The organism is Micromonospora sp. NPDC051141 (assembly GCF_044455765.1).
GTDB lineage: Bacteria > Actinomycetota > Actinomycetes > Mycobacteriales > Micromonosporaceae > Micromonospora.
This window is the reverse complement of record NZ_JBITFD010000007.1, coordinates 159,802-182,100: the sequence shown is the minus strand read 5'-3', so window position 1 is coordinate 182,100 and position 22,299 is coordinate 159,802. Positions and strand designations below refer to the sequence as shown.

The 22,299-nt window shown below is 72.7% G+C and carries 21 protein-coding genes; 13 read left to right on the top strand and 8 right to left on the bottom strand.

The window, feature by feature from the left end; translation table 11 throughout:
• Positions 1 to 51: 51 nt before the first annotated feature.
• Genes hisC through hppD form a run of 4 tightly spaced genes read right to left on the bottom strand, consistent with a single transcriptional unit; the run spans position 52 to position 4,132 of the window.
• Positions 52 to 1,155 carry a histidinol-phosphate transaminase gene (hisC, locus tag ACIA6B_RS16010; RefSeq protein WP_396773955.1) on the bottom strand — a complete coding sequence of 368 codons (1,104 nt, stop codon included), beginning with the start codon at positions 1,153 to 1,155 and terminating at the stop codon, positions 52 to 54.
• Complete coding sequence (locus tag ACIA6B_RS16005; RefSeq protein WP_396773953.1) at positions 1,152 to 2,177, bottom strand: RDD family protein; 1,026 nt, start codon at positions 2,175 to 2,177, stop codon at positions 1,152 to 1,154. Before ACIA6B_RS16005 ends, hisC begins: the two co-directional genes overlap by 4 nt.
• 28 nt (positions 2,178 to 2,205) lie before the next feature.
• Positions 2,206 to 2,916, bottom strand: a complete 711-nt coding sequence (locus ACIA6B_RS16000) for an RDD family protein (RefSeq protein ID WP_396773951.1) — start codon at positions 2,914 to 2,916, stop codon at positions 2,206 to 2,208.
• A 10-nt stretch (positions 2,917 to 2,926) separates the two neighbouring features.
• The gene (gene hppD / locus ACIA6B_RS15995) at positions 2,927 to 4,132 is read right to left on the bottom strand and encodes a 4-hydroxyphenylpyruvate dioxygenase (protein ID WP_396773949.1); all 1,206 of its coding nucleotides are present in this window, start codon (positions 4,130 to 4,132) and stop codon (positions 2,927 to 2,929) included.
• Positions 4,133 to 4,270: 138 nt separating this feature from the next.
• On the opposite strand from hppD, the gene ACIA6B_RS15990 reads away from it, so the two are divergent.
• The 7 genes from ACIA6B_RS15990 to ACIA6B_RS15960 all read left to right on the top strand — a co-directional run bounded on the left by ACIA6B_RS15990 (position 4,271) and on the right by ACIA6B_RS15960 (position 13,847).
• Positions 4,271 to 4,777: an Lrp/AsnC family transcriptional regulator gene (locus ACIA6B_RS15990; RefSeq protein WP_396773947.1), complete on the top strand. Its 507-nt coding sequence runs from the start codon at positions 4,271 to 4,273 to the stop codon at positions 4,775 to 4,777.
• Positions 4,778 to 4,877: 100 nt separating this feature from the next.
• Entirely contained in the window at positions 4,878 to 6,311 is a 1,434-nt protein-coding gene (locus tag ACIA6B_RS15985) for a PQQ-binding-like beta-propeller repeat protein (protein ID WP_396773945.1), read from the top strand.
• Positions 6,312 to 6,388: 77 nt separating this feature from the next.
• The gene (locus ACIA6B_RS15980; RefSeq protein ID WP_396773943.1) at positions 6,389 to 8,056 is read left to right on the top strand and encodes a fumarate hydratase; all 1,668 of its coding nucleotides are present in this window, start codon (positions 6,389 to 6,391) and stop codon (positions 8,054 to 8,056) included.
• A 91-nt stretch (positions 8,057 to 8,147) separates the two neighbouring features.
• Positions 8,148 to 8,549, top strand: coding sequence for a hypothetical protein (locus ACIA6B_RS15975; RefSeq protein ID WP_396773941.1), 402 nt, complete (start codon positions 8,148 to 8,150; stop codon positions 8,547 to 8,549).
• 8 nt (positions 8,550 to 8,557) lie between these two features.
• Positions 8,558 to 9,091, top strand: a complete 534-nt coding sequence (locus tag ACIA6B_RS15970) for a hypothetical protein (RefSeq protein WP_396773939.1) — start codon at positions 8,558 to 8,560, stop codon at positions 9,089 to 9,091.
• A 320-nt stretch (positions 9,092 to 9,411) separates the two neighbouring features.
• On the top strand, positions 9,412 to 12,393 hold the full coding sequence (locus tag ACIA6B_RS15965) for a BTAD domain-containing putative transcriptional regulator (RefSeq protein ID WP_396773937.1): 2,982 nt from the start codon (positions 9,412 to 9,414) through the stop codon (positions 12,391 to 12,393).
• A gap of 44 nt (positions 12,394 to 12,437) precedes the next feature.
• Positions 12,438 to 13,847, top strand: a complete 1,410-nt coding sequence (locus tag ACIA6B_RS15960) for a class II fumarate hydratase (protein ID WP_396773935.1) — start codon at positions 12,438 to 12,440, stop codon at positions 13,845 to 13,847.
• A 2-nt stretch (positions 13,848 to 13,849) separates the two neighbouring features.
• On the opposite strand, the gene ACIA6B_RS15955 is transcribed toward ACIA6B_RS15960, so the two are convergent.
• Complete coding sequence (locus ACIA6B_RS15955) at positions 13,850 to 14,113, bottom strand: hypothetical protein (protein WP_396773933.1); 264 nt, start codon at positions 14,111 to 14,113, stop codon at positions 13,850 to 13,852.
• A 276-nt stretch (positions 14,114 to 14,389) separates the two neighbouring features.
• On the opposite strand from ACIA6B_RS15955, the gene ACIA6B_RS15950 reads away from it, so the two are divergent.
• The 3 genes from ACIA6B_RS15950 to ACIA6B_RS15940 are packed head-to-tail and all read left to right on the top strand — an operon-like array spanning position 14,390 to position 16,001.
• Positions 14,390 to 15,187 carry a Scr1 family TA system antitoxin-like transcriptional regulator gene (locus tag ACIA6B_RS15950; RefSeq protein WP_396773931.1) on the top strand — a complete coding sequence of 266 codons (798 nt, stop codon included), beginning with the start codon at positions 14,390 to 14,392 and terminating at the stop codon, positions 15,185 to 15,187.
• Positions 15,178 to 15,363 (top strand): DUF397 domain-containing protein, encoded by a 186-nt coding sequence (locus tag ACIA6B_RS15945; RefSeq protein WP_396773929.1) that lies wholly within the window; start codon positions 15,178 to 15,180, stop codon positions 15,361 to 15,363. Before ACIA6B_RS15950 ends, ACIA6B_RS15945 begins: the two co-directional genes overlap by 10 nt.
• A 41-nt stretch (positions 15,364 to 15,404) precedes the next feature.
• Positions 15,405 to 16,001: a GNAT family N-acetyltransferase gene (locus ACIA6B_RS15940; RefSeq protein ID WP_396773927.1), complete on the top strand. Its 597-nt coding sequence runs from the start codon at positions 15,405 to 15,407 to the stop codon at positions 15,999 to 16,001.
• Here the strand turns inward: ACIA6B_RS15940 and ACIA6B_RS15935 are convergent.
• On the bottom strand, positions 15,968 to 16,513 hold the full coding sequence (locus ACIA6B_RS15935; RefSeq protein WP_396773925.1) for a CGNR zinc finger domain-containing protein: 546 nt from the start codon (positions 16,511 to 16,513) through the stop codon (positions 15,968 to 15,970). The two genes, ACIA6B_RS15940 and ACIA6B_RS15935, sit on opposite strands and share 34 nt — an antisense overlap.
• Before the next feature lie 73 nt (positions 16,514 to 16,586).
• Here ACIA6B_RS15935 and ACIA6B_RS15930 point away from each other — a divergent pair, with 73 nt between their 5' ends.
• The 3 genes from ACIA6B_RS15930 (at position 16,587) to ACIA6B_RS15920 (ending at position 20,025) form a co-directional block, all read left to right on the top strand.
• A complete protein-coding gene (locus ACIA6B_RS15930; protein ID WP_396773923.1) occupies positions 16,587 to 17,549 on the top strand; it encodes an EamA family transporter in 963 nt (320 codons plus the stop codon).
• Entirely contained in the window at positions 17,546 to 18,244 is a 699-nt protein-coding gene (locus tag ACIA6B_RS15925; RefSeq protein ID WP_396773921.1) for an HAD family hydrolase, read from the top strand. Before ACIA6B_RS15930 ends, ACIA6B_RS15925 begins: the two co-directional genes overlap by 4 nt.
• Positions 18,245 to 18,333: 89 nt before the next feature.
• The gene (locus tag ACIA6B_RS15920) at positions 18,334 to 20,025 is read left to right on the top strand and encodes a S8 family serine peptidase (RefSeq protein ID WP_396773919.1); all 1,692 of its coding nucleotides are present in this window, start codon (positions 18,334 to 18,336) and stop codon (positions 20,023 to 20,025) included.
• A 104-nt stretch (positions 20,026 to 20,129) separates the two neighbouring features.
• Here the strand turns inward: ACIA6B_RS15920 and ACIA6B_RS15915 are convergent, their stop codons facing one another.
• Together ACIA6B_RS15915 and ACIA6B_RS15910 are read right to left on the bottom strand one after the other, a co-directional pair.
• Positions 20,130 to 21,320 (bottom strand): hypothetical protein, encoded by a 1,191-nt coding sequence (locus ACIA6B_RS15915; RefSeq protein WP_396773917.1) that lies wholly within the window; start codon positions 21,318 to 21,320, stop codon positions 20,130 to 20,132.
• A 297-nt stretch (positions 21,321 to 21,617) separates the two neighbouring features.
• Positions 21,618 to 22,265 carry an IclR family transcriptional regulator gene (locus ACIA6B_RS15910; RefSeq protein WP_396773915.1) on the bottom strand — a complete coding sequence of 216 codons (648 nt, stop codon included), beginning with the start codon at positions 22,263 to 22,265 and terminating at the stop codon, positions 21,618 to 21,620.
• Positions 22,266 to 22,299 lie beyond the last annotated feature (34 nt).

Here is a 22,299-nt window from a genome sequence, read left to right as displayed (position 1 = left end):
GAAGGGGCCCCTTCTCGATGCCAGGCGTCAAGCAGGGGCCCCTCCTTCCGGTCAGGCCAGCGCGGCCTCGGCGGCGGCCAGGAACGCGTCGTTCTCGGCCGGGGTGCCGATGGTGACCCGTACGCCGTCGCCGGGGAACGGCCGGACGATCACGCCGCGCGCCTCGCACGCCCTGCCGAACTCGACCGCCCGGTCGCCCAGCGGCAGCCAGACGAAGTTGGCCTGGCTGGCCGGGACGTCCGGCACGAACTTGCGCAGCGCCTCGGTGACCCGGTCCCGCTCGGCCACCACCAGCGCGCAGCGCCGCTGCACCTCGTAGGCCTGGGCGAGCGCGGCCAGCGCGCCGGCCTGGGCGGCCATGCTGGTGGAGAACGGGGTGACCACCTTGCGGACGGCGGCGGCCACGGCCGGCGCGGCCACCAGCCAGCCGATCCGCAGGCCGGCCAGGCCCCACGCCTTGGACAGCGTGCGCAGCACCGCGACGTTCGGCCGGTCCAGGTAGCTCAGGCCGTCCGGCACCTCGGCGTCGGTGACGAACTCCCGGTACGCCTCGTCGATCACCACGAGCACGTCGTCCGGCACCGTGTCGAGGAAGCGGTCCAGCTCGGCCTTGCGCACCGCCGTACCGGTGGGGTTGTTCGGGTTGCAGACCAGGATCATCCGGGTCCGGTCGGTCACCGCCGCCGCCATCGCCGCGAGGTCGTGCCCGTGGCCGGCGTCGTTCGGCACCCGCACGCTTGTCGCGCCGCTGGTCGCCGCGATGATCGGGTACGCCTCGAACGAGCGCCACGAGTAGAGCAGCTCGTCACCGGGCAGGCAGGTGGCCCGGACCAGGTGCTCGGCCAGCGCCACCGAACCGCAGCCGGTGGCGATCCGGTCGGCGTCCACGCCGTAGCGTTCGGCGAGCGCCTGGCGCAGCGCGACCACGCCCATGTCCGGGTAGCGGTGCGAACCGGCGACCGCCTCGGTGACCGCCTCCACCACGCCGGGCAGCGGGCCGTACGGCACCTCGTTGCTGGCCAGCTTGATCGCCTCGGGCAGGCCCAGCTCCCGGGCCAGGTCGGCGGGGCTGCGGCCGGGCACGTAGTTGGGCAGCGCGTCCAGGTCGACGCGGGTGAGCCGCAGCGGAGGCTGGTGACGTCCGGTCTCGGTCATGGGGTGTCTCCCGGGGGGTCGGCGCGGTCGCGCGGGGCGGTACGGGGGTCGGGCCGGTCGCGGGGGAGTTGGACCACCACGGTCTGCGCCCGCTTGTCGTGCAGCGCCTGGCGCAGCGGCTGGTCGAACAGGGGCGAGACGGCGTCGACGAACTGGAGCAGCAGGCCCAGCCCGCAGCAGTACCAGAGCAGCGTGGGCAGGCCCATCGTGCTCCACCGCCGGGTGGCCCGGCCGAAGCCGAGCGGCTGGTCCGCGTCGATCGGCAGCGCGCGTACGCGGGCCACCCGCTTGCCGAACGTCTGCCCGCGCGCCGCCATCGACGGCACCTCGTACGCGAACCAGAGCGCGGTGGCGATCAGCAGGATGGCGACCTGCAACCCGCCGGCCTGGTCGTCGATCTGGGGCAGCCCCTCGGTGGACGTGTCCCCGTTCAACGCCCGACGCATGGTCTCCCGCAGGTAGGGCTCGATCGCCTCGAAGTAGCGGTAGACGAACCAGCCGTTCACCACCACGTTGAGCAGGAACACCACGCCCAGGTCGATGAGGCGGGCGACCAGCCGGGCACCGTACGAGGCGAGCGGCAGCCCGTGCGGACGCGGCACCGGCGGCCGGCCCGGCCACTGCGGGTACGGCCACCCCGGCGGCGGCCCCTGCTGCCCGACCTGGCCGGGCTGCCCCGGCTGCCCCGGCCATGGTCCGGCCTGTCCGGGCTGTCCGGGCTGTCCGGGCCACGGGCCCGCCTGGCCCGGTTGCCCGGGCTGTCCCCAGCCGTGGCCGGGTCGACCGGACGGGCCCGGCCCGACCGGCCGACCGGTGGGGCCACCCGGCGCGCCGGAGGTCGGCCGGTCGGGGGCGGAGCCGGTGACCGGCGTCGTGGCGGCCGGTTCGGGCTCGGCGGGCGGTGGACCGTCGGGCGGGGTGACGTCGACCGGGATCGGCGCACCGATCCAGCCCTCGCCGTCCCACCAGCGGCGGGTCTCCGGTTCGGCGGGGTCGACGTACCAGCCGGGTTCCAGACTCACGGACATGCCTCGCTGCACTCGTTCACGGTCACGGTGCCACCTTAACGACGACCGTGCCGGCGGCCTTGTCGTGCAGGCACTGCTGCCAGGGCTTGTCCCAGAGCTGCCAGAGGCCGTCGAGGTAGTTGAGGAACGGCACCAGTGAGGCGGCGACGAACTCGACCAGGTAGCGCTTGCCCAGCATGCCCCGGGTCAGCGTGGCGTCGGGTCGGGCCGGAATGATCCGCAGGTTCATCACCTTCTTGCCGAGCGTCTGCCCGGTCCGGCGGGCGTACTCCACGTGGTAGAGCCAGTAGAAGACCAGCAGCAGGAGGAACAGCCCCAGCTCGGCCAGGAGCACCGGCAGGAGGAAGTCGCCGAAGATCACCAACGGGTCGGGCTCGGCCACGGTGCCGTCCGGGCCGGGCGCCGGCATCCGGTCGATCATGCGGAGGACGAGCCAGATGAAGACGGGCGCGAAGAGCACCATCGCCACCGCGGTGGCGACCGCCGTGTCGATCAGCCAGGCCACCAGCCGCTCGCCGAACCCGGCCAGCGGCTGGCCGTTCGGAGCCAGGGCCGGTGGCACGGGCGCGACGTGCGGGGCGTACCCGGGCGGGGGCGGGTAGCCGGGGAGCGGCGGGTACGTCTGCGGGATGGGCTGTGCGGGCACCGCCGGGCCGCTGGGCGGCGCGAAGCCGCCGCCCACGGGCGGGGGCCCGGCGGGCGGCGGCGTCGTGTTCGGGGGAGGCTGGGTCACGCGGACAGTGTCACAGATTGCCGCGCTTCTCCTGCTCCCGCTCGATCGCCTCGAACAGGGCCTTGAAGTTGCCCTTGCCGAAGCCGAGGGAGCCGTGCCGCTCGATCAGCTCGAAGAAGACGGTGGGGCGGTCCTGCACCGGCTTGGTGAAGATCTGGAGCAGGTAGCCGTCCTCGTCCCGGTCCACCAGGATCTTGCGGGACTGGAGCTCCTCGATCGGCACCCGCACCTTGCCGATGCGGGCGCGCAGCTCCGGGTCCTGGTAGTAGGAGTCCGGGGTGTCCAGGAACTCGACGCCGGCCGCCCGCATGGCGTCCACGCTGGCCAGGATGTCGTTGGTGGCCACCGCGACGTGCTGGGCGCCGGGGCCCTGGTAGAACTCCAGGTACTCGTCGATCTGCGACTTCTTGCGGGCCACCGCCGGCTCGTTGAGCGGGAACTTCACCTTGCGGGTGCCGCTGGCCACCACCTTGCTCATCAGCGCGGAGTAGTCGGTGGCGATGTCGTCGCCGATGAACTCGGCCATGTTGCTGAAGCCCATGACCCGCTTGTAGAACTCGACCCACTCGTCCATCCGGCCCAGCTCCACGTTGCCGACCACGTGGTCGACCGCCTGGAAGAAGCGCTTCGGCTGGAGGCCGGCGTCGATCATCGGCTGGCGGTCCACGATCGGGGCGCGGGCCACGAAGCCGGGCAGGAACGGCCCGGTGTAGCGGGACCGGTCGACGAGCGTGTGCCGGGTGTCGCCGTACGCGCCGATGGCCGCCATCCGGACGGTGCCGTGCTCGTCGCTGACGTCGTGCGGCTCCAGCAGGCCGGTCGCGCCCTGCGCGGTGGCGTGCGCGTACGCGGCGTCCACGTCCGGCACCTCCAGCGCGATGTCGGAGATGCCGTCGCTGTGCTTCGCCACGTGCGCCTCGCCGTCGGCGCCCGGGCGCACCACGCCGGTCAGCACGAACCGGGCTGAGCCGCTGGTCAGCACGTACTGGGCGTGGTCCCGGTAGCCCTGCTCCGGCCCCCGGTACGCCACGCAGGTCATGCCGTAGGCGGTGGAGTAGTAGTGCGCCGCCTGCTTGGCGTTGCCGACCAGGAAGTGCAGGTGGTCGAGGCCCTTGACCGGGAACGGGTCCCGGCTGATGTCGTGGTTGACGGCGCCGACGAGCACGTCGGCGTCGACCTCCTCGGTCAACTGGGGTCGGTCGATCGCCTGGGTCATGGTGGCCTCCCTCGCGTACCGGCCGGCCTCGTGGGCCGCCGTGGATGTGCTTCCGGCGAGCATCTCCGGACCGCCTCCGGTTGGGCAATAGTTAGTGGTTTTCCTGGTCAGGTTGCGCATTCGGTATCGTCAACCACCGTGAACACTGGTCAGGATGTACAGCTCGACGAGTTGGACGCGCGCTTGATCGAACTGCTCGCCGAGGAACCGCGGATCGGGGTGCTGGAGTGCTCCCGGCGGCTCGGCGTGGCCCGGGGCACCGTGCAGGCCCGGCTCGACAAGCTGGTCGGCCGGGGCGTGGTGGGCGGCTTCGGGCCGGAGATCTCCCCGGCCGCGATCGGGTTCGGGGTGACCAGCTTCGTCACCCTGGAGATCAGCCAGCGGCACGGCCACGACCAGGTCACCGCGCACCTGGCCGCCATCCCGGAGGTGCTGGAGGCGCACACCATCACCGGCTCCAGCGACCTGCTCTGCCGCATCGTGGCCCGGTCGAACACCGACCTCCAGCGGGTCATCGACCAGATCGTCGCCTCGGAGGGCATCCGGCGCGCCTCCACCATCATCGCGTTGGCCGAGCAGATCCCCTACCGCACGCTGCCCCTCGTGCGCTCCGCCGCCCGCGGCGAAGGAAAGCCCCCCGCTTAACGCCTCCGGTAGAGACGGGGCCCCTCTAACACCTCCGGCCGGGCAAGAAGCGGCGCGACACGCCCCGCACGGAGCCCGGGGAACGGTGATCGTCGCTACCGTGTCCGGTGTGAAGGGCCTAGGCATACGCGGCTGGTTGCTGCTCGGGCTCATCACCGTGGTCGTGCTCGCCGCCACCGGCGTCTGGAACCCCTTCCCCCGCCTCTGGGACTGGGTCGACCGGAGCAAGCCGATCTCCGAGCCGGACGTGGTCTGGCAGCAACGCGTCGGCGGCACCCCGCGCAGCGTCACCATCGCGGGTGACACCGTGATCGTCGAGCAGCGCACCCGGATCGAGTCCCGCAAGCTCGCCGACGGCAGCCAGCTCTGGGAGCGCAAGGCCGACTGGTCGGCGGTGGCCGGCAGCGGCCGGGAGTCGGTCGTCGCCGTGGGCAAGCTGCTCGACAAGGGGTACGAAATCCTCGACCCGGCCACCGGCGTGACCCGCCGACGCGACGAGCGCGCGATCGCCGTCTGGACGTACCGCAACCTGCTGCTCGACGCGTACTGCGTGCAGGCCACCGACTGCACGTTGCGGGCCTGGGACCCGCGCGGCACCGCTCCGCTGTGGAGCGCGTTCCTGCCCGGCGTGCACAGCGGGGTGCTCGCCGACAATCCGGAGCTGCTCGGCACCCGCCGGCTGGGCGCGACCCGCATCGACGGCGGGGTGGCCGGGCCGGAGTCGGTCCCGCCGCTGCTCGGGTTCCCGGTCGACGGCCGGGTGCACGTGGTGGACACCGCCACCGGCCGGGTGCTCCAGAACGTCCAGCCCGGTCGGGAGGAGCGGCTCGCGGTGGTCGGCGGCCGGCTGCTCCGGGTCGCGGCCACCTCCCGCGACGGGAGCTGCTACTTCGTCGTCACCGCCGTCGACCCGGCCACCGGCCAGCAGGTGTGGCGACGGGCCGGGATCAACCTGCGTACCGCGGACGCCGCCGGCTGCGTGCAGCGGGAGGACCCGCAGGGCGCCCGTAACGTGCTCATCGGGGTGGCCCCGGACGGTCGGGAGGCGGTGCTCGACGGCTACGACGGCCGGCTGCTCCAGGTGGGCGCGGAGGGCGAGAAGCTGCTCGCCGTCGACGACCGGTACGCGGTAATGCGCAGCGCCGACAAGGACTCGCTGCTCGGCCGCGAGCTGTCCGCCGACCGGACCCGGTGGACCCGGCCGGCCGGTCAGAAGAGCGGCGCGGCCCTGACCCCGTACGCGGTGGTGCTCACCGAGGAGAAACCGTCCCGGCTGGTCGCGGTCGAGCCGCGCGGCGGTCGGGTGCTGGCCGAGCTGCGCACGTCGGCGAACGCGCTGGCGGTCGGCCCGAACGGCATGATCGTCGGGGAGGGGCGGGAGATCGGGTACGTCCGCTGGGGCACCGGTGGCGCCGGAGCGCCGCCGGCCGACCAGGGTGCCGTGCCGGCGCCCGACCCGGGCGACACCTGGCGTCCCCCGGGCAACCGGGGCGACTGCGGGCCGAAGAAGGAACTCTGCGCCGACGGGAAGTGACGCCGGGTGAGATCGGCGTCCCAGGACCCCACCGGCGGGTGTCACCGATCGACCGCTCTGCCCTAGGCTTTTCGGTCATGAGCAGTGCCGCCGCCTTCTCGTACGCGCCCCTCCTGCCGACCGGTCCGGACCAGACGGAATATCGCCTGGTCACCGACGAGGGCGTGGACGTCGTCAACGGCCCGGGTGGTCGCCGCTTCCTCACCGTGGAGCCGGCCGCGCTGACCGCGTTGACCGCCGAGGCCATGCACGACATCGCCCACTTCCTGCGCCCGGCCCACCTGGCCCAGCTCCGGTCGATCATCGACGACCCGGCGGCCTCGCCGAACGACCGGTTCGTCGCGCTCGACCTGCTGCGCAACGCCAACATCGCGGCCGGTGGCGTGCTGCCGATGTGCCAGGACACCGGCACCGCGATCGTGATGGGCAAGCGCGGGCGGCACGTGCTCACCGACGGCACCGACGCGGAGGCGATCTCGCGCGGTGTCTACCAGGCGTACACGAAGCTGAACCTGCGTTACTCGCAGCTCGCGCCGCTGACCATGTGGGACGAGCGGAACACCGGCAGCAACCTGCCGGCCCAGGTGGAGCTGTACGCCGAGGACCCGGACGGCCACCCGGACGCGTACAAGTTCCTGTTCATGGCCAAGGGTGGGGGCTCGGCCAACAAGTCCTACCTCTACCAGGAGACCAAGGCGCTGTTGAATCCGACGCGGATGATGCAGTTCCTGGAGGAGAAGCTGCGGCTGATCGGCACCGCCGCCTGCCCGCCGTACCACCTGGCCGTCGTCATCGGCGGCACCTCCGCGGAGTACGCGTTGAAGACCGCCAAGTACGCCTCCGCGAAGTACCTGGACGCGCTGCCGACGCAGGGCTCGATGAGCGCGCACGGTTTCCGCGACCTGGAGCTGGAGGCGGAGGTGCTGGAGCTGACCCGCAACTTCGGCATCGGCGCGCAGTTCGGCGGACGCTACTTCTGCCACGACGTGCGGGTGGTCCGGCTGCCCCGGCACGGCGCGTCCTGCCCGGTCGCCATCGCGGTCTCCTGCTCCGCCGACCGGCAGGCGGTTGCCAAGATCACCCCGTCGGGCGTGTGGCTGGAGCGCCTCGAAACCGATCCGGCCCGCTACCTTCCCGACGTCACCGACGAGACGCTGGACACCGAGACCGTCGTCCGCGTCGACCTGAACCGGCCGATGGACGAGATCCGCGCCGAGCTGTCGAAGTACCCGGTGAAGACGCGCCTGTCCCTGACCGGCCCGCTGGTCGTCGCGCGGGACATCGCGCATGCCAAGATCGCCGAGCGGCTGGACGCGGGCGAGCCGATGCCGCAATATCTGCGCGACCACGCGGTCTACTACGCCGGCCCGGCCAAGACCCCCGAGGGCTACGCCTCCGGCTCGTTCGGCCCCACCACGGCCGGCCGGATGGACGCCTACGTCGAGAAGTTCCAGGCGGCCGGCGGCTCGATGGTGATGCTGGCCAAGGGCAACCGGTCCGCCCAGGTCACCCGCTCCTGCGACACCCACGGCGGGTTCTACCTCGGCTCGATCGGCGGCCCGGCGGCTCGGCTGGCCCAGGACTGCATCAAGCACGTCGAGGTGCTCGAATACCCGGAGCTGGGCATGGAGGCGGTCTGGCGGATCGAGGTGGAGGACTTCCCAGCCTTCATCGTGGTCGACGACAAGGGCAACGACTTCTTCGCCGAGGTCACCAAGCCGGTGCTCACCGTCGGCCGCCGCTGAGAAGTTTAAGTTCTCAGGAATCTTTGGCGTTTTGATGCTTGGTGGAGTTCCCCCCTTCTCATAGCCTGGTCGGGCTGACGAGGAGGGCCACATGCCGTCGATCGACGTAGACGAAGAAACCGACCGTTACGTGGCGTTCGCCGCCGACATTGCGGGCCTGACCAAGGGGCAGGTCGTGGCGCGCATGGTCAGGGAGGCGAGAGCACGCGCCGAGGCGCGGGCAGGCGAAGCGGGTGCCGGTGACGAGCCCTCGGCCGTCCAGGTGTATGCCGACTACGCCGGGCACCGCACCTTCGCGTCGTTCGTTCCGGGGCCGGGACGCATCGAGATCACCTCAGGGCCGCTGGCCGGACGCGTCTTCAAGACGCCGAGCCAGGCGGCCCGGGAGATCGTCAAGCACTACAACCCCGAGGTGAGCCCGCACCGCAACGGTTGGAGTTTCTTCCTCATCGCGGAGACCGCCGCGCCGCTTCAGACGCTGCGGCATCGGTGAGGTGAGCGGTGGGGCCACACATCTTCGTGGACGAGACCAAGGAACGCGGCCTGATACTCGCGGCAGCCGTCCTCGCCCGGCACCGGGTGAGCGCGGCTCGTCAGGTCGTATCCGGGCTCACGCTGCGCGGTCAGCGCAGCATCCACTTCTGCAAGGAACGACCTGAACGGCGGCGGGAGATCCTCATGGCGTTCCGCAGGCTCGGCGCGGCGGTTGTGCTCTACGACGCATCGAGTCACCGCGACAATCGTGCCGCCCGGGAAGCGTGCCTCCGGGCGTTGATCGCCGACGCCGCCAAGGTCGGTGCCGAGCGTCTGGTGTTGGAGTTGGACGACTCCCGCCGGGTGGCCGACGTGCGCACGCTCAACCATGAGCTACGGCTGGCCGGGGTGGCCGAGCAGTTGCGGTACGACCACCTGCGGGCCCACGAGGACCACCTGCTCGCGCTCCCCGACGCGATTGCCTGGTCGTGGGCCAGAGGCGGCGAATGGAAGGCGATGGCGCGCCCGATGGTGGACGAGGTGCGACCGGTGGGCGACTGAAGCCGGGCCACTCAAACGCGAGACCCGGCCCACCCACCGTCCGGAAGGCTGCCGGGTCCACTTCCAGAAGCTACTGCTCCTGGCGACTGCGATACTACCCGCTGCGCGCGGCCCGGTTCCACCTTCCGACATCGGTGCGCTCGCCCGGCCTCGCGACCGGACGGGCGCACCGCCCCCGTCGGATGTCGTCACCGACAACCGCGACGAGTCTGTCCCGCGTCGCTGTCGATCCGCTATCAGATCACTATCGCCTCGACGCGTCATGCGGTTACCAGCGGGTTACGCTGCTGTAAGTGCACAAAGGCGTACGGGGGCGGCGCATGCGGTTCGGGATCCTGGGACCTTTGCGGGTAGGCGGGGGCGAAGCCACCGTCACCGCAGGTCGGGACCGGACCGTGCTCGCCCTCCTGCTGCTGCGCGCCGGTCGCGTGGTGCCGTTCGACGAGCTGATCGACGCGGTCTGGGAGGACCGTCCGCCGGCCACCGCGCGAGCCCAGTTGCAGATCTGCGTGTCGCGACTGCGACAGCGCCTCGCGGTGCTGGGGTTGCCGCCGGACGTCATCGTCACCGATCCGGCCGGCTACGGCATCCGGGTCGCACCGGACGACCTCGACGCCGACATCTTCGGCCGGGCGGTCGACGCCGCGCGGGCCGCGGTCGCCGCCGGCCAGTCCGAGGAGGCGCGACGCCACTACCGGGCCGCGTTGGCCCTCTGGCGGGGGCCGGCGCTCAGCGGCATTCCCAGCCGGAGCGTACGCCGGCGGGCGCTGGCCCTCGACGAGCAGCGACTGGCGGCGTTGGAGGAGCGCGTCGAGATCGAGCTGCGCCTGCGGCCGGCGACCGACCTGGTCGACGAGTTGGCCGAGAGCGTCGAGTGGAACCCGCTGCGGGAGCGGCTGCGCGGCCAGCTCATGCGGGCCCTCGCCGCGGTGGGCCGGCAGGCCGACGCGCTCGCGGTCTACCGCGAGGGCCGCCGACTGTACGCCGAGGAGTTGGGCATCGAGCCCGGTCCGGAGTTGCAGGACCTGCACCAGCGGGTGCTCGCCGGCGACCTGGCCCTGGGGGTCGCGGAGCACCGGTCCACGGTGCCGGTCCGTTCGCTGCCCCGGGCGATACGTGACTTCACCGGCCGCCAGCAGACCGTGGTCCGGCTGGTGAAGGAGATCGAGGAGGACCGGGTCCGGGTCCAGCTCATCGACGGCATGGCCGGCAGCGGCAAGACCACGCTGGCGGTGCACCTGGCCGCCGCCCTCGGCGACCGCTACCCGGACGCGCATCTCTTCGTCGATCTGCACGGGCACAGCGAGCGCATGCCGTTGACCCCGGCGGCGGCGGTGGCGGTCCTGCTGCGCCAGCTCGGGGTGCCGCCGGAGCGGATGCCGCTGGATCTGGCCGACCGGTTGACGCTGTGGCGTACCGAGCTGGCCGGCCGCCGCGCGCTCGTGGTGCTCGACAACGCGGCCGACAGCGCGCAGGTCACGCCGCTGTTGCCGAACGGCCCGGACTGCCTCGTCCTCATCACGAGCCGCCGCCGACTGGTCGGGTTGGACGAGGGGCGCCCGTCGTCCCTGCCCGTGCTCGACCCGGAGGAGGCGGTGGAGCTGCTCGGCCGGATCGTCGGCCGGGACCGGGTCGCCGCCGAACCGGAGGCGGCTGCCGAGGTGGCGCGGCGCTGCGGGCACCTGCCGCTGGCGCTGCGGCTGGCGGCGGCCCGGCTGGCGCACCGGCCCCGCTGGCGGGTCGCGGACCTGGCCGAACGGCTGGCCACCAGCGGGGACCCGCTGGCCGAGCTGGCCGCCGGGGAGCGTTCCGTCGGGCAGGCGTTCGCGCTCTCGTACGCCCAGGTGTCGCCCACGGCGCAGCGGATGCTGCGGCTGCTCGGTCTGCCGCCGGGTGGCGGGTTCGACAATCGGGTGGCCGCCGCGCTGGCCGACATCCCGCTGGCGGAGGCGCAGGATCTGCTCGACGAGCTGGTGGACGCGCACCTGGTGGAGGAGGCCGATCCGGGCCGCTACCGGCTGCACGACCTGATCCGCGAGTACGCCCGGACGCTGCTCGCCGAGCCGGGGCGGGCCGGGGAGCGCCGGGCGGCCCTGGAACGGCTGCTGGACCACCATCTCGACGTGGCCTCGGCGATCGCCCGGACGATCGAGTCGGCGGGCAGCCTACGGTCCCTGCCCGCCAACCCGCCGCGCCGGCCCGATCTGGTGGATGCCACGCTGCCGCAGGGCCGGGCCTGGTTCGACGAGCACGCGGCGCTGTTGACCGCGCTGGTCCAGCTCGCCGAGGCGGAGGGCTTCCGGCGGCACTGCTGGCAGCTCGCCCGGGCCTGCTGGCGGGCCAACTTCGACAGTGGACACCTGGACGACCTGTTGGAGACGCACACCGTCGGCCTGCGCGCGGCCGAGGCGCTCGGTGACGAGGCGGCGGTGGGCACCATCTACAACTACCTGTCCTCGGTCTACTACCGGCAGGCCCGGTTTCCCGAAGCCATCCGGTTGATGCGGCGGGCCCTGGAGATCCGCCGGCGGCTCGGGCTCCGCGACGAGATGCGGGTGTCGCTGTGGAACCTCGGGGTGTCCTACTCGGCTAACGGGGATCACCAGCAGGGGATGGAGTGCCTCGACACCGCGATGCAGATGATCCGCGGCGCCGACCACACGGCGGAGCTGGCCAACCTGATCAACAACGTGGCCTACGCGTTGCTGTCGGCCGGCCGCCACGCCGAGGCACTGCGGCTCAGCCGGTCCCACCTGGTGCTGGCGCGGCAGAACGGGGACTTCCGGCAGTTGGCGAACGCGGTCGCGCACACCGGCATGATTCGGCACCGGATGGGTCACCTGGAGCCGGCCCAGCGGCTGCTGCGGGTCGCCCTGCGCCTCAAGAAGAAGTACGTCGGCCGGTACGGCGAAGCGGAGGTGCTCAACGAGATGGGCGCCCTCCAGCGGCGGGTCGGTCGGCCCGAGCGGGCGGCCGACCTGCACCGGGAGGCGCTGGTGGTGGTGACCGACTCCGGCGACCGGATCGGTCAGTGCGCCTCGCGCAACCTGCTCGCCCAGGCGCTGCTCGACCAGGGTGACGTGGCCAGCGCGCTCGACCTGCACCGCCGGGTGCTCGCCGACGCGACCCGGCTCGGGGCCCGCTACGAGCAGGCCCGTGCGCTGGACGGCATGGCCCGGTGCCTGCGCGACACGGATGCCGGGCAGGCCCGCCGCTACGCCGGCCGGGCCCTGGTGTTGTTCCGTCAGATCGAGTCCCCGGGCCGGCGGGCGACCGAGGAGCTGCTGGCCGAGCTGGGCTGAGGCCCGCGTCGCTTTCCCTGCGTACCGGCCGGCGGCGCGGCAGGATGGTACGCGTGACGACTCCAGAGGCGACCGGTTACCGGATCGAACGTGACTCGATGGGCGAGGTGGAGGTGCCCGCCGAGGCGCTGTGGCGGGCGCAGACCCAGCGCGCGGTGCAGAACTTCCCGATCTCGGGACGCGGGCTCGAACCGGCCCAGATCAAGGCGCTGGCCCAGATCAAGGGGGCGGCTGCCCAGGTCAACGGCGAGTTGGGCGTGATCGACGCGGACGTGGCCGAGGCGATCGCCACGGCCGCCGCGCACGTCGCCGCCGGGGGCTACGACGACCAGTTCCCGGTGGACGTGTTCCAGACCGGTTCCGGCACGTCGTCCAACATGAACACCAACGAGGTGATCGCGTCGCTGGCGAGCCGCGAGCTGGGCCGCGACGTGCACCCGAACGACCACGTGAACGCGTCGCAGTCCAGCAACGACGTGTTCCCGACCTCGATCCACCTGGCCGCCACCCAGTTCGTGGTGGAGGATCTGCTCCCGTCCCTGACGCAGCTCGCCATGGCGTTGGAGGCGAAGGCGGCCGAGTTCGAGACCGTGGTCAAGGCGGGCCGGACGCACCTGATGGACGCCACGCCGGTCACGCTCGGGCAGGAGTTCGGCGGGTACGCCGCCCAGGTCCGCTACGGCGTCGAGCGGCTGGAGTCGGCGCTGCCCCGGCTGGCCGAGCTGCCGCTCGGCGGCACCGCGGTGGGCACCGGCATCAACACCCCGCTCGGGTTCGCGGGCAAGGTGATCGGGCGGCTGCGGGAGTCGACCGGCCTGCCGCTGTCCGAGGCACGCAACCACTTCGAGGCGCAGGGCGCGCGGGACGCGCTGGTGGAGACGTCCGGGCAGCTCCGCACCGTCGCGGTCGGCCTCTACAAGATCGCCAACGACGTACGCTGGATGGGTTCCGGTCCCCGCGCGGGCCTGCGCGAGCTGCGCATCCCCGACCTCCAGCCCGGCTCGTCGATCATGCCGGGCAAGGTCAACCCGGTGGTGGCCGAGGCGATGCGGCAGGTCTGCGCGCAGGTGATCGGCAACGACGCGGCGGTGGCCTTCGCCGGCTCGCAGGGCGACTTCGAGCTGAACGTGATGCTCCCGGTCATGGGCCGCAACCTGTTGGAGTCGATCAAGCTGATCGCCGCGTCCAGCCGGCTCTTCGCCGAGCGCCTGGTGGCCGGCCTGGTCGCGGACGCCGAGGTCTGCCTGGCGTACGCGGAGGGCTCGCCGTCGATCGTCACCCCGCTGAACCGCCATCTCGGGTACGACGAGGCCGCCTCGATCGCCAAGGAGGCGCTGGCCAAGCAGGTCTCCATCCGCGAGGTGGTGATCTCGCGCGGGCACGTCGACTCGGGCAAGCTCACCGAGACCCAGTTGGACGAGGCGCTGGACCTGCTCCGGATGACGCACCCCTGAGGTCAGGGCATGGCCCGTCGTCGCGCCCAGCCGAGGAAGCGGGCGAACAGGGCGGCCGGGTCGAGCCGGTCGGCCGGGTGCAGCCGGTGCAGGTCGGCGGTCGCCTCGTGGAGCACGCCGCAGAGATAGACGCTGAGCCCGACCGGGTCGCCCGCGTACTCGTCGAGCAGGGTGAGGCGCGCGTCGGCGCACGGCCAGGGCGTGCCGCACGTCCGGCAGAGCCAGAGCGGGCGTAGCGGTAGGTGGGGCCGGTCAGGGAGGGGCATGTGCGGTCCCTTTCGAGCTGAGTCGTTCGTGACATCGCCGCCCCGGCTGGCGTAGGACCGCCCGGCCGGGGGAGCGGGACGGTCCCACCGCGACGCCGCGCTCGGGGGAAGTGAGCAGCGGTGTCACGCTTCACAGTCTGCTGATGACGTGACTACGCTCGGAAGGCTTCGGGGGTGTTGTCCGAGACCTGCTGTGGCAGGCCGCTCGACCGGTGGCGTGCCCTCGGAGTCGATCATTTCGATCCTGGAGGGCGGCTGGAAATGTCGGGCGGGCAGATGACGGCGGGGGCCTTCCTGGTCGCCGAGATGCGTCGGGCCCGCGCCCGGCGAGGTTGGAGCCAGGAGGAGTTGGCCAAGGCGGTCAACTATTCGGCGTCGATGGTCAGCGCGGTGGAGCTGGGCCACCAGCCGCCCACGGCAAAATACGTGGAGCTGGTCGACCAGGCGCTCGACACCGGCGGCCTCTTCGGCCGCATGCTCACCGAACTGGTCAGCCTGGACCGGGCGCAACCCTGGCTACGCGGTCGGGGCGAGATCGTCGCGCAGTCGCGAGTGCTGCGGTGGTACGAGCCGCTGTACGTGCCCGGCCTGCTCCAGACCGAGGCGTACGCCCGCGCCGTCTTCGAGGCGCGTGGCCTGCTCGAACCGGACGATGTCGAGCGTCGGCTCACCGAACGGATGGAGGGGCAGCGCATCCTGTACGACGAGCGGCCACCACGGTTGTGGGTGGTGCTCGACGAGGCCGCGTTGCGCCGGCAGGTCGGCACCCGCAAGACGATGTGTGACCAGGCTGTTCACCTGGCGCGGATCGCCACCGAGCATCCACGGGTCCAGTTGCATGTCGTGCCCAGGTCCGCACAGGAGTATCCCGGGCTCGGCGGCCCGTTCCTTCTGGCAACCCTGCGGGAGGGGACTGAGCTGGCATTCCTCGCCACGCAGGTGGGCGGGCAGGAGCTTGACCAACCGACGGATCTCAGTCGGTTGCAGCGGGTCTGGGAGGCTATTCTCGGTGATGGGTTGCCCCCGCAGGAGTCGATTGAGTTCGTGAGGGAGGTGGCGGAGTCATGGATCTGAGCGGTGCCACCTGGCGGAAGAGCAGTCGGAGTGCCCAGACCAATGACTGCGTCGAGGTCGCTACCGACCTGGCGGGCGTGGTCGGGGTGCGGGACAGCAAGGACCCGACCGGGCCGGTGCTCACCTTCGACGCGTACCCCTGGCGGGTTTTCCTGGCCGCGCCACCGCGGCGGTAATTGCCTCGCCCCGGGCGGCGGGTCGGCGGGATGATCCGACCGTGCCTGACGACGACGGGGTGTTGCGGGAGACCGGTCGGCTGACGCTGCGCCGGTTCACCATGGCCGACGTGGACCGGCTGGTCGCGCTGGACGCCGACCCGGAGGTCATGCGGTTCCTCACCAACGGTGCGCCCACGCCGGCCGCGACGATCCGCGACGAGGTGCTGCCCCGGTTGCTCGCGCAGTACGACAGGCATCCCGGGCTGGGTCGGTGGGCCGCCCTCGACCGGTTCACCGGGGAGTTCCTCGGCTGGCTGGCGCTCGATCCGTCCGACGACGGCGGTGAGGCGGAGCTGGGCTACCGGTTGCGCCGCGCGGTGTGGGGGCACGGGCTGGCCACCGAGGGCGCGCGGGCGCTGGTGCGGCACGCGTTCGACACGGTCGGCGTGCGGCGGGTGTGGGCGCAGACCATGGCGGTGAACGACAGGTCCCGCGCGGTGATGACCCGCGCCGGGTTGCGCTACACCCGCACGTTCCACCTCGACTTCGACGACCCGATCCCGGGTACGGAGCACGGCGAGGTGGAGTACGAGCTGCTCCGGGCGGACTGGCCCGCGATCCGTCAGGAGTGGGACGCCGCCCTGCGGGCCCGGTAGGCGCTGACCGCGGCCCGGTTGCCGCAGCCGGCGTCGCAGAATCGGCGGGACCGGTTCTTCGACAGGTCGACGAGCACGTTGTCGCAGTCGGGGTGGTCGCAGCGGCGCAGCCGGCTCAGCTCACCGGAGCGGACCAGGTCGGCCACGGCCATCGCGGCCTCGACCGCCATCCGGGTGGCCAGCGGCGCGTCGCGGGGCACGGCGTGCAGATGGTACGGCTCGTCGTCGTGCCGGATGAGCTGCGGCAGGGCGTGCGACTCGCGGAGCAGCCCGTTGACGATCTCCACCACCTCGTCGGTGTCGGCGTACCAGATCCGGCGTAGCCGGGGCCGCAGCGTGCGGACCTGGCGCAGTTCCGCCTCGGTGTGCTCGTGCCGGCCGCTCCACCCGTACGCGGTGAAGAACGCGTCGAGCGCGGTGACGTCCGGCAGATCCTCCCGGCTCGGCCCGGTGGTGTTCACCAGTGCGGCGGCGGCCACCAACCCGCACTCGGTGTCATGAGCGAAAAGCAACTTGACTCCTGTCGGACGGCACCCCTAACGTCATCAGCGTAACGCTTCTTCACTCATGACCGGGGGAATGTCGATGCGCGAACGGTCCGGCACCGGGCTCGGCCTGGCCCTGCTCTCCGCGCTCACGTTCGCCACCTCGGGCACGTTCGCCCGGCCGCTGATCACCGGTGAGTGGTCGGCGGTCGCCGTGGTGATCGCCCGGGTCGGCATCGCCGCTCTGGTGCTGGCCGTGCCCGCCCTGCTGGTGCTGCGCGGTCGCTGGCCGGTGCTGCGCCGCAACGCGCTCACCGTGGTGCTGTTCGGGCTGCTCGGGGTGGCCCTGGCCCAGGCGTGCTTCTTCAACGCGGTCCGGTACCTGCCGGTCGGCGTGGCACTGCTGCTGGAATACCTCGGCATCGTGCTGGTGGTCGGCTGGATGTGGCTGGTCCACGGCCAGCGACCCCGGGTGCTGACCGTGGCGGGTTCGCTCACCGCGCTGGCCGGGCTGGTGTTCGTCCTCGACCTCACCGGCGCCGGTCGGCTCGACCCGGTCGGCGTGCTCTGGGGGCTCGGCGCCGGCGTGGGGCTGGCCGGCTACTACGTCATCGCCGGCCGCGTCGACGCCGACCTGCCCTCGGTGGTGATGGCCAGCGGCGGCATGGCCGTCGGCGCCGCGATCCTGCTCCTGCTCGGCGCGGTCGGGGTGCTCCCGCTGGCCGCCGGCACCGCCGACGTCAGCTTCGCCGGGCACCGGGTGAGCTGGCTGGTGCCGATCGTCGGGCTGTCGCTGATCGCCGCCGTGGTCGCGTACCTGGCCGGGGTCGCCGGGGCGCGGCTGCTCGGCGCCCGGCTCTCCTCCTTCGTCGGGCTGACCGAGGTGATGTTCGCGGTGCTGATCGCCTGGTTGGTGCTGAACGAACTGCCGAGCGCGATCCAACTGGTCGGCGGCGCGCTCATCGTCGGCGGCGTCGCGCTGGTCCGGGTGGACGAGCTGCGGGCCGGCCCCGGGAAGGCGTCACCGGCCCCGGCCGGGTCGGCGCTGGTCGGTGAGCGGTGACCGCACCGCGGACCGCTGTCGTCTTCGACGCCGACGAGACCCTGGTCGACCTGCGCCCGGCGGTCACCGGCGCGCTGGTGGCCGTACTCGAGGAGATGCGGCGGTGGACCCCGGCGGCGGCCGAGGTGTCGCTCGCGGACCTGGAGGGGGACTGGGGTGCGGTCTTCGGCGGGCTCAGCGCGGCCCCGGTCGGGGAGATCCGTCGCGCCGCGCTGGCCCGGTCGCTGGCCCGGGCCGGGCTCGACGCCCACCTGGACGAGTTCGCGGCGCTCTTCTTCGCCCGCCGGTACGCCCTGAGCCGGCCGTTCCCGGACGTGCTGCCGGCGCTGACCGCGTTGCGTCCGCACCACCTGCTCGGCTTCGCCACCAACGGCAACAGCCGCGCGGAACGCTGCGGCCTCGACGGCCGGTTCGCCTTCGCCCTGTACGCGCACGACGGTGGCCTGCCGAAGAAACCGGCACCGGCGTTCTTCGCCGCCGTGGTGGCCGCCGCCGGGCTGCCCGCCGCCCGGATCGTCCACGTCGGCGACTCGCCGGAACACGACGTGGTCGCCGCCCAGCGGGCCGGCCTGCGGGCCGTCTGGCTCAACCGGGCCGGGCTGCCCCGGCCGACCGGCCTCGAACCCGACGCCGAGGTGTCCACGCTGGCCGAGCTGCCCGGGGTGCTCGCCGCGTTGACGAGGGCGAATGCCTGATTGTGGCTTATTCCGGGCGCACATCTGGCGAAACCCGCTCCCGTGATGTGGGATGACTGCCACGTCCCTCAACGAGAGGATCTGATGTGGTGAGCAAGCGCTTCACCGCCGGTGCGGTCGCGGTCGCGGCCTCGCTGGCACTCACGGTGACCGGTCTGGGTGTGCCGGCGACGGCCGCACCGTCCAGCACCCGGACCTTCACCGTGCTGGCGGAGAGCGGCGTCTCCACCGACGCCGCGATCGCCGCGATCAAGGCGGCCGGCGGCACTGTCGTCTCCCGCACCGACGACGTCGGCCTGTTCCAGGTGCGCAGCGACCGGGCGGACTTCGCCAGCCGCGCCACCGCAGCCGGCGCGCTCCTCGGCGCCGCCGAGGAGAAGGCGATCGGCCGCAAGCCCAAGCTCGACCGGGTCGAGCAGGAGCACCTGGTGGCCGCCGCCGCGACCAAGGGCAAGGTCGCCAAGGGCAACGCCAAGAAGATGGACCCGCTTGACGACAAGCTCTGGGGCCTGGACATGATCCGGGCCGACCAGGCCCGCAAGATCGAGCCGGGCGACCGCCGGGTCACCGTCGGCGTCCTGGACACCGGCGTCGACGCCAGCCAGCCCGACCTGGCCCCGAACTTCAACTGGGCGCTGTCCCGCAACTTCGCGCCGGACATCCCCGACGTCGACGGCCCGTGCGAGGTGGCGAGCTGCCTCGACCCGGTCGGCACCGACGACGGCGGTCACGGCACCCACGTGGCCGGCACGATCGGCGCCGCCGCCAACGGCTTCGGCCTCTCCGGCGTGGCCCCGAAGGTCTCCCTGGTCGAGCTGAAGGGCGGCCAGGACAGCGGCTACTTCTTCCTCAACCCGGTGGTCAACGCGCTGGTGCACGCCGGCCGTTCCGGGCTCGACGTGGTCAACATGTCCTTCTACGTCGACCCGTGGCTCTACAACTGCACCGCCAACCCGGCCGACAACCCGGAGCAGCAGGCCGAGCAGCGGACCATCATCGAGGCCATGAAGCGGGCGCTGAACTTCGCCCACGGCAAGGGCGTCACGCTGGTCGGCTCGCTCGGCAACAACAACGAGGACCTGGGCGACCCGCGGACCGACGAGAGCAGCCCGGACTACGGTGACACCCCGCCGTACCCGCGGCCGATCGACAACGCGAGCTGCTGGGACCTGCCGGTCGAGGGCCCGCACGTGATCGGCGTCTCGGCGGTCGGCCCGTCCGGCAAGAAGGCCGACTACTCGAACTACGGCACCGAGCAGATCTCGGTGGCGGCCCCGGGTGGTTGGTTCCGGGACGGCTTCGGCACCGACACCTACCGCACCGACGCCAACATGATCCTCTCCACGTACCCGAAGAAGGTGCTCCAGGAGGAGGGGTCGGTCGACGAGGACGGCAACATCGTGGCCGGCTTCGAGGACTCGGTGTTCAAGCAGTGCACGGCCAAGGGCGAGTGCGGCTACTACACCTACCTCCAGGGCACGTCGATGGCGTCCCCGCACGTCTCCGGCGTGGCCGCGCTGATCGTCAGCCGGTACGGCAAGCAGCAGGGCCGCAACGGCTACGGCATGGCGCCGGACCAGGTCGAGCAGCACCTCTACCGGACGGCGGCCGAGCACGCCTGCCCGGAGCCGCGGCTCCAGACCTACACCAACGAGGGTCGGGACGAGACGTACAACGCGTACTGCGCGGGTTCGTTGAACTTCAACGGCTTCTACGGCTACGGCATCGTCGACGCCTACGCCGCGGTGAAGTCGCCGCTGAAGCCCAACGCGCGGCCGTAACGACAATCGCGGTTCCGAGAAGCCGGGGCGACGCACGTCGCCCGGGCTTCTCCGTGTCGGCGAGTCGGCGGCGTGGTGCCACCGGAACCGGCCGGTACGGCTCGTCACGGTCGCCAGCCCCGGGCGACCAGGGCGGCGCGGATCTCGCGGACCAGGACGGGGAACTCCCTGCCCAGGCGCTGGCTGGTCGCGTGCAGCACCAGCCAACCCGCCTCGACGAGTTGATTGAGCCGGCGCCGGTCGAGGTGCATCCGATCCGGATCGGCGTGCCACCGACCGTCGTATTCGACGGCGACCCGGAACTCCGGCCACGCCAGGTCGGGATGGAGAACGAGGCCGGTCGACACGCGTACCGGATGTTGGGCCGCGGGACGCGGCAGGCCGGCGAACATCAGCCGCACCCGCAGATGGGACTCGGGTGGCGACTGGGCGCAGCCGTCGGTCAGGCCGAAAATCCACGACGCCCGGCGGCCACCCGGACGCCCGGCGTTTCGGGCCGCCTCGGCGGCCAGCTCGGACCGGCTGACCACCCCGATGCGCAGGAGCCCGTCGAGGATGCCGACGGCCCGCACGGGATCGGCCCAGACCGCCGTCTCCCAGGCGCAGACGGCGGGCGCGGTGCGTGGCGGTGGCCCGGCCGGGGCGGGCGGCCCGGTCAGTTCCTGGGGACCGGTCGGTCCGGCCGGCGATCCGGGGGGAGTCGTCGGGCCTGCCGGACGCGGCGGGCGGTGCCGAACCGGCGGCCGGCCCGGCTCCACCGCGTCGGGTGGCCGGACGGCCGGGAGTCGTCTGCCCGCGCCGCGCCGAGTGGTCGTGCCGGTCGACATGGCGGCGCGTGCCGGCATCGGGCCGAAGCGGGTCGGCGTGGCGGTGCTCGTCGGTGCCGTGGCGGTGCTCGTCGGTGCCGTGGCGGCGCCGGCGGGGACCAGCAGGCCGCTGCGGGTGCTGGACACCGGGGCGTGGTGCACCCGGACGCCGGGTTGGGAGTCGGCTCGGATCGCGGCCGGCAGCAGGACGTGCACGTCGTCGGTGAAGGTGGCGGCGTGCTCGACCCCGTGCAGGTAGGCCGCCGACGGGCCGGCGATCAGTGTGCCGGGCGGCATGCGGAGCAGCACGGCGCGGCAGGCCAGCTCGTGGTCGCGGTCGAGGCGGGCGTCGGCGTAGACGTCCTGCCGGAGTCGGAGCCAGGACGCGCCCCGGAGGTGGTGGCGGGACAGCAGCCCGTTCCGGACCGCGTCCGAGCCTCGGAAGACCTGCCAGGCCAACTGCGGTGGGCGATGCGGGTGAGGTGGCATACGACAAGCCTGGTGGCTCCGCGACGGCTGTCGACACCCCTGTGGACAACCACCACGGCCGAGGCCGTGCCACGGCTGTGGACAGCCCTCACCGAGGCCCGCGATGTGCTAGGGACGCGCACCCGTTCCCGCACCGCCGCTGCGGCGAGGAGACGCCGTTCCGGCGAGATGGGCGTATCCGCGGCGGGTGGCGCCGCCATTTCGCCGAGGTGGGCGTATGCCACCCGGGCGGATGCCGCCACTTCCTCGAACTTGCGCCCGCCCCGCGGGGCCCGGGCGGGGCGGGCGGCGGGTCGGTCAGGAGAGCGCGGCGGCGACCGCCTCGGCGGCGGCGGTCACCTGGGCGCCGACCTCGGTCACGTCCAGCGGGGTCAGCGAGACCACGCCGACGCTGCCCTCCAGCCCCGGCACGCCCAGCACCGGCGCCGCCACCCCGTACGCCCCGGACTGGAGTTCCCCGCTGGTGCTCACCGGGCCGGACTCGCCGGCCCGCCCGGCCAGCACAGCCCGGCCGGCCGCGCCCCGCTCCAACGGGTGCCGGGAGCCGGTCCGGTACGCCACGTGGAACGCGGTCCAGCTCGGCTCGACCACGGCCAGCGCGACCCCCTCGCCGCCCTCCACCACGGTCAGGTGGGCGGTCGCGCCGGTCCGCTCGGCGAGCCGGCGCAGCGCCGGCAGCGCGCCCTCGGCGAGCAGCGGCTGCGCGCGGCGGGCCAGGTGCAGCACGCCCACGCCGAGCCGCAGCCGGCCCTCGCCGTCGCGCCGCACCATGCCGTGCCCGGTCAACGCGCCGACCAGCCGGTAGACGGCCGCCCGGCCGATGCCGAGCCGGTGCGCGGCCTCGGTGACGGTCAGCCCGCCCGGCGCGTCCGCGACGAGGTGCAGCAGGCGCAGACCCCGGTCCAGGGTCTGCGCGGTCTCTCCCGGGCGTGCCGCCGTGTCCACAGCACGCAGCGTACGACCCGGCTCGGGCTGACCC